This is a genomic window from Nitrospira lenta (genome assembly GCF_900403705.1).
Lineage (GTDB): Bacteria > Nitrospirota > Nitrospiria > Nitrospirales > Nitrospiraceae > Nitrospira_D > Nitrospira_D lenta.
In genome coordinates this window covers 117,682-130,153 of record NZ_OUNR01000016.1, presented here as the reverse complement: position 1 = coordinate 130,153, position 12,472 = coordinate 117,682, and the positions used below count along the sequence as shown (strand labels likewise).

Sequence of the window (12,472 nt, the reverse complement as noted above, 5' to 3'; positions counted from 1 at the left end):
CTATACGGCTACTCGTGCCTTGACAGTGTGTAGGTCAATCCACTTGTCTAGTTGATCTTGCTTGAATTTCACAAGACGCCCAACCTTTATGAAGGTCAGCTTTCGTGCGGAGACCCACCCATATAGAGTCAATTTTGATACGCCTAGATACTCTGCCGCCTCATTCATTGTCAAAAATGTGCTGCTCATGAGTCTCCTATGAAATGAAAGAGCGGTCTCCCTCCAAGAGGGTTCCCCTCAGAGATAGACCGCTCAAAAATGTGTTGTGTGTTTACGGAATGATCCTGGACGAACTCGACTTCCGGCTGGTCCTGAAGGGTTTTCTTGACCGGAAATGAACGTGACAAGCTGTCACGCTCGTTCTAAGGCGTGAAGTAGCCCGAAGGCCTTCTTCTTTCGCACGCTTATGCATGACCCATAGCGGGTGGGGTAGGGGTGACTTGGCACCCCCTCAAGTGTGTCGCCCCCAACAACCAGCCTAGAAATCCGGCGCTTCCTCAAACACGACAGCCCGTAATTTCCCCTGTTGTGTTGCTTGGTGGATCTCTTCTGCAATCGCTTTCGCAGTTTCCGCGTTGTACCGCAGGAGTGCTTTAGCGAATACACGCGGGTGTTCAGAAGGAAGCCCCTTGAAGGTCCGTGCTAGCTGCTTGGCCCATTCCCCCGCCTTTGCATCCTGCCATGCGGTCTGCACTTCCTTCAGTTCGCCCCGGAGCAGGTCCTTGACCTTGGCCCATGTCCAGGTCTCAAACGGCTGAGAGGGGTGCAGCGTCCGCGCCTGCTCCAACCCTCGCCGCATGCGCTGAACGGTTCTCTCGGCAATGGTTGAGGTGTGGCTGATCTGTGCCACGGAGTCTTGCCCCAACACCACCAGCCGCCATGCAGCTTCTAACTTGTCCTCTTTGGTCAGGTTCAATTTATCTGGAGCATTCACTTCGATGCTGGCCCGAAGCGCCTCCTCTAGAGTTCCACTGAATACTTTGACGGGGAGGTGGCTACGCCTGCTTCCAGCCTCCCGCTCTTGCCTATAGGCTTCTAGTCTGTAATGGCCATCTATGCAGTACCAGTCTCCACCAATCTTCATCACGGCGATAGGGTCGAGGGCGGCATGATCGCGGAGCACCCGGAGCAATTCCCCTAGGTGCCTCCCGCTTGCTGCTGCATCCTCAAGCTGCCTTGGCTGAAAGACAGCCTCAAGCGTGCGAACCTCCTCAATCGGAAGACGGCGAAGTCCCCGCTCACTGACGGTAAGGGTATCAACGCCGCGTCCTTTGAGGGCATTGAATTGGGCAAGCCAAGTGTTGGGCTTCACCGCCTACTCCTTCTTCCCACGCTCCAACACGCCTTCCACTCTTGTGCACTCATCACCAGTTCCCGGATTAGCAGCCGCCTGAAAGCCTGCACCCACTTCTTCGACTGAGCAAAGTGTGTAGTGAAGTCCCCAACGCATTTCCAACAACCAACCCGGAGCAACCGCACCACAAGGTCAAACGTCAGCGCGGGGTCTTTCGCCATGAAAACCTCTGCGAATGTGTCGCGGGTCACTCGGTTGGGTTTTCGGATACTACGTTGAGCTGTGACCCCGGCGTGCTGGATGCGCTGTTTCCTAAAGTAGGCCCGGAGCTGCTCCCTGGTGAACCGTCGCTGTTTCACGGCAACTTGCAACAACCTCAAGACCCAGGAGTACGGCTTGCCGAGTTTGTCAGCGATATCTTTCCCTGACCGATACTCCCCACTCTCCACCCCAGCCAGCACAGCACCCCATAATTCCCCAAAGGGTTTCTGTTCTAACCCCTCCTTGTGCCTGATATGGGCTTCTAGAAGTTCTTCGGGGTTTGGATTGAAGAGCGGGTGCCAGGGCTGAGAGGGGTCTCGGCCTGTCGTGGTGGCCTGCTTCTCTTTGAAAACTCGTTCGCCTTCTGCGCAATTCCGTAGGCACTCCTCCAGGGCCGCTTGGGCCACTGCCTGACTTACTATCGGCATCGGGTGAGATTCTCCAAGTGATAGTTGTGCGACCTCCTGGCTGATTCCTTCGAAGCCTCCCATAAGGTCCATCGTCCGCAGGTACACCACGTCGTACCAGTCCGAGACACGCGGAAGAGGTGTTGAGCTGACTGTGTAAACTGTTGTTTTCTATCAGGGTGAATTTTGGGGCGGGGCTTCTGCGTGGTCATTGTGGTGTGGTTCGACTCCTGGCATGGGTTAGAGGGTGTGCGTGCGTCTTAGGGCAAATAGAGGAAGAGCGGAAGGGGTGTCTGGGTGCCTTACTGAATTGCGGGCTGAGAGGTCAGAGAAAGAGGATTACCGGGAGGGCAGTTAGGCTAGGACTGGGTAACTTCCACCGCTTGGCATTTGGTGGGTCTGCGGAGTGTGGGCAGGCGACTGCCTTGCCTTACGAGGAGGCGTTCATATTCGAGGCCCTGAGGTGTTCCGAGGAGGGTAGAGACATGACCTCTATAGCGTTTGAGAGCGCGACGTAGGAGAAGGGAAATACTTGGCCTGTCGGCTGGTGCCTCGCCTGCAAGTGCAGACTTCAACCACATCAAGGCGGCCTCCGATTCGCCATCCGTCCGAAGCCTCCGCACAGCGGTTGCATGGCGAACGTGAAGGACACATCGCCCGTTGTGTTGCGGCTGTGTCACCGGGTTGTTTAAGGGATCGTGCATAGGGGTGGTTCTCCTTTGGGTGGTAGGTGTGGTCCGTGCGAATAATAGACAGGGGGCTGAGACGCAAGCGATGAAACGAAGGATGAGGGGAGGGGCTGGTTAGTCGTAAGTCCGCCTTAATGGCGGTTCTTCTTGTAAGTCGGGGTTAATGGGCGGCTTGTTCTTCATAAGTCACGGGTAATTCCCCGCTTCATTCCTCTGTAAGGGGCACCTAATGGCTTAATTCACAGAAACACTGAACTAAAACAATCTGTTAAGCCGCCATGAGAGGGGGCGCTTGTCTTGGCCTTGACCAGACACCCTAAAGTGCTACCTAATCCACAGCGGTGGGTTCTCTGTAAGTCCAGGGTAAGGCAGACAGGTATGAACTTCCGAGGCTTAAGGAGGCTGTTCCCACTAGTGGATGGGTCTGGCCGGAGGGAGCCTATCAATGCTGACAGGCTATTGAGAAGGGAGCAAACGAAGAGAGAGGCAGGGGAAGAGAACTGCGAGGACTACAGCGGGTTACTTATCCCAGTACCGCTGCCCATCACTCCCGATCCAGACTTCACCGAGAATGGGAGCCTTAAGGTATAGGCCGCACCCATTGACTTGAAATTCAAACCGGCGTCCCAAGCGAACTAGCATAGCAACCTCCGAGTTAGTTGTTGAAGAACCGACCGCATAGAGAGCCTTGTACGCTCCTCACAGGTTACCTGCAACAATTCTAATCATCCACCTACGGGTATTTACCATACATGGAAGTATTGCCACTTCTACGTGTCTAGGCTGTCGCTGCAACAATCTTCATGACAGTGCGCGAGCTGATGCCGACCTTCTCCGCAATAGCGCACATCCCCAGCCCACTCTTCCGGAGATCCAGTACCCTCCGCTGCACCTTCAAACCATCGGCAGAAGCAGCGAGAGGAGGCCTTCCAAGGCGTGTCCCGTTGGCCTTCGCTCTCGACAATCCTGCCTTAACCCTCTCTTGGATCATCGCCCGTTCAAACTCCGCAAAGACGCCCATCATGCCGAACAACGCCTTTCCTGCCGGAGTGGTAGTATCGAGGCCCTGCTGATGGAGATAGAGGCCGATGCCCTTCGCATGCACCTGCCCAAGGAAGTCCACCAGGTCTTTGAGACTCCTCCCAAGGCGGTCCACACTCCAGGCGGCTACCAGGTCGCATTCTTTACGTGCTATCGCAGTGTGCAGGGCATTAAACTGTGGCCGTCCCTCCTTGCCCTTTGCCCCACTAATGCCCCGGTCAATGAACTCCCCGGTAATCTCCCAGCCGTGGCGCTTGGCGGTCTCTCTGAGTTCCCTGAGCTGGTTCTCTGTGGTTTGCCCGTCTGTGCTGACTCTGGCGTAGAGCGCAACCCGCTTCATAGTGTGCCCTCCTGGTGAAGTGTGGTGGTCGGGAGAGTATCAGAGAGGCTATTTACTAATCAAGTGTATTGTAAATAGATAAACTAGACCGTTTCCCGGCACGGAAACACAGGAAGTTTCTCAGGTGGTTTTAAGGGGTTAAGTAAATAGAGGCTACTGAGTCGAACCACCACACAACTCGGCATTAGTGCAGTACGGGTTAGGTCTGCTGGAGTATTGTCCGTTGTCGAGGGGTGCGCTTGGGGCAGTCCTGTCAGTCTCGCTTCCGTATCGGTGTCTTAGTGCTTCGTCGGGTTGGTAGTCGCTGGGCGGCAGGTCGCTCCCCAGATAGCCTGCGTTTCCGTTCGGCCTGAACTGCTGAGGAACGGAAGACGGTTGATCCCGGATGGATGGCCCAAGCTGTGAGGGCTGCCCCCATAAGTCCAGTTCAGCGTGTGCTGGGAGCGTCTGGATTGCTGGAATGAGATAGAGAAGGAAGGAGTAGAAGAGAAGGCGTCTCATGGTGTGCCTCGTGTGGTGTGGGTGAACTCTACGCCTGCTCGTGTCGGTCTGCAATCGGCCTACTGCCGTGCGACCTCCAGCACAGTGCCGACCGGCCCACTAAGAAAGACGACCCGGCATGGGGAAGCTACATTGAAAATGCCCTTGTATATGCGCTCTCACATTTTTATCTCAGAATTATTTCCTCTTCTCAAAGCTAGGCGCTGTCGTTTCGTTCAAGCAGCCATGTCAGCGGGTTCACTTGCCAATGCCGGAAATCAATAATTGCCCCTTACACCGAACGTCTTTCCTAGCATCTACCCAGAAACATTGTTGTTTGTAGGTATGCACGCGTGGTTGCCCGCGAAGGACAGCTTGCCGATAGCCCTCCAGACGCGCCTTGCTCCACGTTCCTTCATTAAGTCGCATCCGCTCGGAATGATATTCGAGTTCCGCTTCCTCAGGTGTGAGCACCCCAGCCCGCGAAAACCCAGCTAGCGCTGCTAGGTAATCTGCCTCAGCGCCTTTGATTTGTGCAGCATCCTCGATACCTAAGGATGTGGCGTAGCTGCCGACGCTTGTGCATCCTTCTAACAGGAGCAGTAACATTAACGTGAGGGCTACCGCTGGTCTCATGCTACCGGCTCTCCTTCGTTAGGTGGCACTCTGCCTAAGCATGGTTGCGCTTGAGTTTGTTGGTATGGACAGGGAGACCTGGCTCCCAGCATACTGCACCGTCTGAGAAACGGACATCCCTACGGGACTATCTAGATGGACGACAAAGAACAACTCAAAGCCATAATTCAAGCAGCAAAGGCCCACTTCGATGGCCGTCCTCTACTTCCTCAACAACAGAAACGGCAAGGGATAGACTTACGGGTTTGGATCGCAATAGGGATCTGCTGAGCGGTTTTCCTGGTTTGTATCTACATCTTGACAACGTGGCATTAATTCCATGTGGCCTAGATCCCATCGCTGAGCTGACAGAACATACAGCGCTTTCTACATATAAACCCTACGTGTTCGCGGCATGTCCTCTCCACACCAAAAACCACCTAAATTCGCCCCAGCTCACCTGAACAAAACTGAGTAGTCAAAACAGCGCAATCCCTCTGTGAGAGAGGTGTTCCGCTGTACCGACATGGGGTTGTGTAGATGAATCAGAAAGGCTTACAAAACCGCTGCTCTGCCATTGAGCTACGCCAGCCACATGGAAATACCCTGCCGCACAGCAGGGCTCGCCACTACGCGCACCCTAGCAACTCCCCAAATATTCTGTCAAGGAATTGGTCGAGAAACCTGCGATTGGCGAATCAGCCTGTGATGCTTTGTTAGGCTTGCATTGATGCCACAGGATCTTTATTCTATGCGCCAACTTCTACCCGTGCTGCGGAATAAATATCTGATGACTGCTCCTCATATTTTAGTCATTGACGACGACCAAGCGGTGCGCGACGTCCTGCAGGAAACATTGTCTGCAGAGGGCTATACCGTTTCAGTTGCCGCCGATGCCACCACGGGCATCCAAGTCGTCAAAGAACGTCCCGTTCAGATTCTGGTGACAGACTTCCAGCTGCCGGATATTAACGGTCTCGAAGTCATTGAACGAGTGACGAGGATCGACTCGAAGGTCATTTCTATCGTCATGACCGGATTTGGAACCGTGGAGTGTGCGGTTCAGGCCATGAAAGCGGGCGCCTTCGATTTTGTGACGAAGCCTTTCGACCCCGATACCGTGGTAGTCGTCGTGAAAAAGGCCATCGAGTTTCAACGCCTCCGCCAGGAAAACCATCTTCTTCGGAAAGCCGTCCGCGAACAGTATCGCCTGGAACAATTGATCGGGATCAGCGAACCGATGCGGCAAGTCCTGGACTTTGTGCAAAAAGTCGCCGACAGCGACAGCACCGTGTTGATTCAGGGGGAAAGTGGAACGGGAAAAGAACTGGTGGCGCGCATGCTCCACTTCAATAGTTCCCGTAAAGATCGCCCCATGGTGCCCGTCAATTGTGGAGCCATTCCTGAAACGTTGCTGGAATCAGAGCTGTTTGGGCATGAAAAGGGCGCCTTCACCGGCGCGGCCCAAACACGCATGGGCCGATTCGAACTTGCCAACGGCGGAACGATCTTTCTCGACGAAGTCGGCGAGATGAGTCTCTCCCTGCAGGTCAAGCTGTTGAGAGTGATACAAGAGCGATCCTTTGAGCGGGTCGGAGGGAGCCGGACGATCCAGGTCGATGTGCGAATTGTCGCCGCCACCAACCAGGACCTCGAAAAGATGGTTGAGGAGAAACGCTTCCGGCAAGACCTCTTTTATCGCCTCAACGTCATTCCGATTGTGACGCCGCCGTTGCGCGACCGGCAAAGCGATATTCCATTGCTGATTGAACATTTCCTGAAGCGCTTCAATCATATGAAGCAAACCGCTATTTCGGGACTTGCTCCTGAGGCCTTAGAGTTGTTGACGGCTTTTCACTGGCCCGGGAATATTCGCGAGTTGGAAAACATGATCGAGCGCCTGGTCGTGCTCAAGAAACAGGGGCTCTTGACCGTTGCCGACTTGCCCGAAAAGCTGCACAAGAAAGCCGCCAGTCAGCCAGAGATGAAGGACCAGTTCATCCGATTTACCGAAGACGGAATTCATCTGTCCAATGAAGTGGAGCACTACGAGAATCAGTTGATCGGAGAAGCCATGCGCAAAGCCAACGGCGTCACCGCACGCGCGGCGCAGCTGCTCCACGTCAATCGCACCACACTCGTTGAGAAGTTGAAACGCCGAGGGATCGACGCCAAACCCCGCGTCGATGCCTTTCCGAATTAGCGCGTCCGCTGTCGTCAAATCATTGACGGCCTGCACCTCTCCCTGTCGGACGATTTGACGTCCGATCCACCCCATCGACAGAATCCGCTCCATCCGCCCCGATATTCAACGAAGTCTACCCTCGCGGCTAAAGGCACGGTCTTTGCTGAAGTAGCCTTGCCGTGTACTCATCACACCGATCTTGGACACAACTGACCCTCTTGCTCCTCGCATGGTTTTGCCTGCGCCCACTGGCGTCCGGAGACCTTACCCTCGTGCATGCCGGTTCGACGACGGCTACGCCCTCCACGTCGGCTCACGCCTCTGACTCGGCCGAACTTGTCTTAACCAACTTGCCGGATGACGGACCGAGGCTCGAAGGACAATCGCAAGGCATGGATGCCTTGGCCTTGCAGGAAGGCCTGAACGCGTATGGCAGGGGGGAGTGGAGTCAGGCCCGCAGGCTATTTGAAAAAGTCGTGTCGCAACAGCCGGAAAGCGCGCTGACGCCCACGGCCATGGCATTTCTCGCAGAAACCTCGCTGAAGGAAGATACGGCGAACGGCAACCGGCTGGACGCGCTCGATCGATACAAGACGCTGCTGCGGGATTATCCGCAATCACTGAACGCAAAACGTGCGGAATGGCGCATGGCCGATGTGTATCTCTCGCAAGGGTGGCATCAGGAAGCCCAATCGCTGTATGAGCGGGCGCTGTCGCACAATGCACAGTCGCCGGACGGGGAGCGAGCCTTGTTAGGCCTCGGCTATACCGCGTTGGCCCTGGATAAATGGAGGGATGCGGAGCTGACGTTCGAAGATTTGAGAAAACGGAGCAGTCACGATCTTATTCTGCTGCACGCCACCATGGGCCTGGCCTCGTCCCTCTTTCATCAACGGCGCACTCAAGATGCGTCGGCGATGTATGACCTGGCGTATCGACGCTGGCCAAAGTCCCTGCGAATGAACCCCCTGGCTCTCGGACGCTATGCGTCGATTCAACTGGAACTGCACCATGAGGTGATCGGCCGGGGCTTGCTCTTGCAATTTTACAATCTGTATCCCGCACACCAGGATGCGCCGGCCATGCTCTTGCGGCTGGCAGATAGCCTTCAGTCCTCACAATACCTGCCCAGCGCGGAATTCTTTTATGGATTTATTGCGGCGCACTACGTAGAGACCCCGCCGGCAGCGTTGGCGGCGGTGCGCCTGGCCACCCTGCGAGTGAAACAGACTCCCGCGGACGGAACCCCGTCGGCAAGCCAAAGTGCGGCGAGGCTGATGTATGACACGCCTCCTCCGAATCAGAGTGTGGAGGAGTATCTCAAGTACATGCGTGCGGTGGCTGCGCAACATGACCACGATGCCATCGGGAGCGAAGCGCTCTTTCAAGTGGCTGCGCATCTGGAGCAAGCGGAGGAAATTGCACCGGCGTTGATCGCCTATAAACAGGTCGCCGATCGGTCCAGCGGAGGGCCTGACGATCCCTGGCCGGCCAAAGCCGGCGAGCGCCTCGCCACGATCTTGCGTCCCTGGATGGAAGCCGCCGTTCGCTCACACGACGATTTGACGCTGACGACCCTCTTTCATCGGCATGGGCCCGCTGCTGAACGGCATTATTTATCTTCTCCACTCCTGCTCGAAATTGCCGATGCTCACGACCGCCTGGGCTTTACGACCGAAGCCGGCCGCCTTTATCAGCTGATGACCAAAGGAACCAAACGCCCTCTGGTGACGGAACAGGCACTCCTAGGCCTGGCGAAGGTTTATCTCTCGCAACACGACACGGCGGCAGCTAGAAAGGTGCTGGAGCGCTATCGCTTGGAGTATCCCACCGGCCAGGGCGAGCAGGAAGCGCTCCATCTTCTGGTGCAGACGATGGCGGATGAGGGCGATCTGGCCGGCCTCCTGCATTTCTGCCGAGCCTGGATGCTCCATCATCCCCAACATGCGGATCGTCCCTGGATGTATCAACAGATGGCCACGGTGTTTCTGCGCCTCAACAAGCATGAGGAAGCCGTGATTGCGACAGAAGAGGCCTTTAAAGCAGGGGCGCCGAAGACCATCGACGCGCTGCTCGCCTATGCCGATCTGCTGGCACAGATGAAACGGTATCAAGAGGCCATCGACGTATACCACAGCGTCATCGAGAAAAAGCCCAATCAGTCTCAGCTCCAATGGGCTCGGCTTCAGATTGTCCGTGGCTGGCAGGCGTTAAAACAACCCGATCGCGCCACGGTCGCGCTCGCCGAGCTCGGACAGACAGATGACGCGCTGGTAACCCGGTTTTCAAGCTCAATCCATGAAAGCATCAAACAAGAACGGCAATTGCCGCAGGAGGGACTATGACCACATCGACCGCATTGCATCCCGCTGAACGCGATCTGCTTCAGGAGGCCTTTCACACGTTTGATCAGGCGGCCCATACGCTGCAGCAGTCCTATTCCACGCTGACGGACCGCATTGAACAGATGGATGTGGAGCTCTCGCAAAGTAATGCTGCCTTGCGACAGCAGCTTCAGGAAAATGAAGCGATGCGGGCACACCTGAATGGCATTTTGGACTCCCTCACGACCGGAGTCTTGGTGCTGGATCTCGACGGTCATATCACCCGAGTGAATGCGGCCGCGAGCCGGTTGTTGAGCCGCCCCGCCGATACGCTCAGGGGACAATCCGCTGCCACGCTCATGGCCGAGCTTCAGCTCACCGTGAGCGAACAGCCTCAACGGCACGAGTCTCATGTACTGACCATCGCCCAACGCTCATTGGAGGCCTCACCGGGACAGTCTTCCGGCCAGCTGATCCTCATTCACGATGTGACGAAGATGTGTCAATTGGAAGAACGCCTGCAGCGCCAGCATCGCTTCGTGGCGATGGGTGAAATGGTGGGACGCATCGCCCATGAGATTCGCAACCCGCTGGGCAGCATCGAACTGTTCGCCTCCATGCTGCGGCGCGACCTGCACGAGCAGCCTGCAAGCCTGGCCTACGCCGAACAGATTTCGCAGGCAGTCCATGGCCTCGATCGTTTGCTGTCGAATTTATTGATCTATACGCAACCGGAGCGGTCGGCACGCGGGTGGCAGCCTGTCGAAACGCTGGTGTTGGATGCCTTGACCCTCGCAGCCCACGCCATTACCAAAACCCCCGTGGATATCCGGCTTGATCTCGATCCCCGGATTCCGGCGATCTGGTGCAACCAAGGGCAGTTCAAGCAAGTGGTGTTGAACCTGATCCTGAACGCCATTCAAGCCATGCCCGCCGGAGGCATTCTGACGCTCAAGCTCGTGCAAGCGGACGAGCAGGCCCTCGGCGGGCGCGCCATCTGCATGACCATCGCCGACAATGGCCCCGGCATCGATCCGGCCCATCGGTCCAGGATCTTCGATCCGTTTTTTACGACGAAGGATGAGGGAACCGGATTAGGGCTGGCGATCGTCCATGCGATTATCGATGCGCATCATGGCCGGATCGATGTCGAGAGCCGGCTCGGTGACGGCACGACCTTTACCATCCTGCTGCCGTACCCGACGGAACCGTCTCTGCGAGACGGGGAACCGCATGAATGGAACGGCCAGGGGGAGAGACCGCTGTCCGATTCAAAAACGATCGCCCTTAGCGAGTTGATGGAGGAGTCTACCCATGAATGATCGTGAAACAAGCATAGAAGGCGGTGAACACTCCGAGCGGATTCTTATCGTGGACGATGAACCATCGATGCGCACGGCGCTCATGGAATCCGTGCGTCGACTGGGCTATGAGGTGCAAGGCGCCATCGACGGGGCCGATGCGTTAGAGCGGGTGACGCGCTTCCGTCCCTGGCTGGTCATTACGGATCTGAAGATGCCGCGCATGACCGGGTTGGACCTCATCAAGGACATCAAGGCGCGCGCCCCTCAGACCGTGATTGTCCTGATGACGGCCTATGGGACCGTGGAGACCGCGGTGGATGCGATGAAGTTCGGGGCGAGCGACTATTTACTCAAGCCGTTCTCCATGGATTTGCTGGAACGGGTCATCGCCAATCTCAAAGAAGGGCGCGATCTCGACTCTCCGGGCACTTCGACTGCCGTTGAAGGCCGTGCGATTCTGACGCAAGACCCCGGCATGATCCGGTTGCTCAGCACCGTTGAGGGCGTGGCAGCCAGTCAAGCGACCGTCTTGATCAATGGCGAGAGCGGCACCGGAAAGGAATTACTGGCCCGGTTCATCCATACACGCAGTCCGCGCGCCCACCGGCCGTTCATCGCCGTGAATTGCGCCGCCTTGCCGGATGGTTTGCTGGAAAGCGAGCTGTTCGGACATGAGCGCGGCGCGTTTACCGGGGCGATGATGAAGAAGATCGGCAAGTTTGAAATGGCGCACACCGGCACCATTCTTTTGGATGAAATCAGCGAAATGAACTTGAGCTTGCAGGCCAAGCTCTTGCGAGTCTTGCAGGAACGGGAAGTCGATCGTATCGGCGGCCGCGATCCGGTGGCCGTCAACATTCGGGTGATCGCGACCACAAACCGTACCCTCTATCGCGAAGTGGAACAGGGGCGCTTCCGGGAAGACTTGTATTACCGGCTCAATGTGTTTCCCATTACCGTCCCGCCGCTGAGAGAACGGCCGGCCGATATCGCCTTGCTGGCACGCCATTTTACTGGCGCCTCCGCCGTCAGAAATGGCGTCGCTCAACCGGCCTTGTCCGAAGCGGCCGTGGCGCATCTCCAGACACTGGCGTGGAAAGGGAACGTCCGGGAACTTGAAAATGTGATGGAGCGTGCCGTCTTGCTCGCCGGACAGGGGACCATTCTTCCGATGCACCTTCCCGACGCCCGTCAAGACCAGGCGGCGCCCGCGAACCCGGCACCAGCCGCCACGCCGGCCGCCGTGAACGGATCGCTCTGGGAAATGGAGCGGGAGCTGATTTTCAAGACATTATCGCGAGTGAAGGATAACCGGACCCATGCGGCGAAAGAACTGGGAATCAGCATCCGGACCTTGCGGAACAAACTGCGAGAGTATCGTGAGACGGAACTGCCGCTGACGATGTCGGAGCACTCGTAAGTGACAGATCTTCCCATAGGCAGGATACGACTCGGCAAGCGTTGCCGGGTCTAGCGAATAGACCGGGCAACGCGCGGGCCATTCTTAGGCATCGACGTTGCTATAGAACATG

9 protein-coding genes are annotated in these 12,472 nt (G+C 56.6%); 4 read left to right on the top strand and 5 right to left on the bottom strand.

Features of this window, described 5'->3' with window-relative positions; translation table 11 throughout:
- The 5 genes from NITLEN_RS18685 to NITLEN_RS10335 form a co-directional block, all read right to left on the bottom strand.
- Positions 1-168: an excisionase family DNA-binding protein gene (locus tag NITLEN_RS18685; protein WP_342776543.1), complete on the bottom strand. Its 168-nt coding sequence runs from the start codon at positions 166-168 to the stop codon at positions 1-3.
- A 310-nt stretch (positions 169-478) separates the two neighbouring features.
- Positions 479-1,312 (bottom strand): ParB/RepB/Spo0J family partition protein, encoded by an 834-nt coding sequence (locus NITLEN_RS10355; RefSeq protein ID WP_121989541.1) that lies wholly within the window; start codon positions 1,310-1,312, stop codon positions 479-481.
- Positions 1,309-2,055: a hypothetical protein gene (locus NITLEN_RS10350; protein ID WP_146216160.1), complete on the bottom strand. Its 747-nt coding sequence runs from the start codon at positions 2,053-2,055 to the stop codon at positions 1,309-1,311. The genes NITLEN_RS10355 and NITLEN_RS10350 overlap by 4 nt, the downstream gene beginning before the upstream one ends.
- A 1,374-nt stretch (positions 2,056-3,429) precedes the next feature.
- Positions 3,430-4,032, bottom strand: a complete 603-nt coding sequence (locus tag NITLEN_RS10340; RefSeq protein WP_121989538.1) for a recombinase family protein — start codon at positions 4,030-4,032, stop codon at positions 3,430-3,432.
- A 738-nt stretch (positions 4,033-4,770) separates the two neighbouring features.
- Positions 4,771-5,148 carry a hypothetical protein gene (locus NITLEN_RS10335; protein WP_121989537.1) on the bottom strand — a complete coding sequence of 126 codons (378 nt, stop codon included), beginning with the start codon at positions 5,146-5,148 and terminating at the stop codon, positions 4,771-4,773.
- Positions 5,149-5,878: 730 nt separating this feature from the next.
- Between NITLEN_RS10335 and NITLEN_RS10330 the strand changes: the two genes are divergently transcribed.
- The 4 genes from NITLEN_RS10330 to NITLEN_RS10315 all read left to right on the top strand — a co-directional run bounded on the left by NITLEN_RS10330 (position 5,879) and on the right by NITLEN_RS10315 (position 12,360).
- A complete protein-coding gene (locus NITLEN_RS10330; RefSeq protein ID WP_245924429.1) occupies positions 5,879-7,330 on the top strand; it encodes a sigma-54-dependent transcriptional regulator in 1,452 nt (483 codons plus the stop codon).
- 161 nt (positions 7,331-7,491) lie between these two features.
- The gene (locus NITLEN_RS10325; RefSeq protein ID WP_146216159.1) at positions 7,492-9,657 is read left to right on the top strand and encodes a tetratricopeptide repeat protein; all 2,166 of its coding nucleotides are present in this window, start codon (positions 7,492-7,494) and stop codon (positions 9,655-9,657) included.
- Positions 9,654-10,958, top strand: a complete 1,305-nt coding sequence (locus tag NITLEN_RS10320) for a two-component system sensor histidine kinase NtrB (RefSeq protein WP_121989535.1) — start codon at positions 9,654-9,656, stop codon at positions 10,956-10,958. Before NITLEN_RS10325 ends, NITLEN_RS10320 begins: the two co-directional genes overlap by 4 nt.
- Positions 10,951-12,360 carry a sigma-54-dependent transcriptional regulator gene (locus NITLEN_RS10315; protein ID WP_121989534.1) on the top strand — a complete coding sequence of 470 codons (1,410 nt, stop codon included), beginning with the start codon at positions 10,951-10,953 and terminating at the stop codon, positions 12,358-12,360. Before NITLEN_RS10320 ends, NITLEN_RS10315 begins: the two co-directional genes overlap by 8 nt.
- Positions 12,361-12,472: the final 112 nt, after the last annotated feature.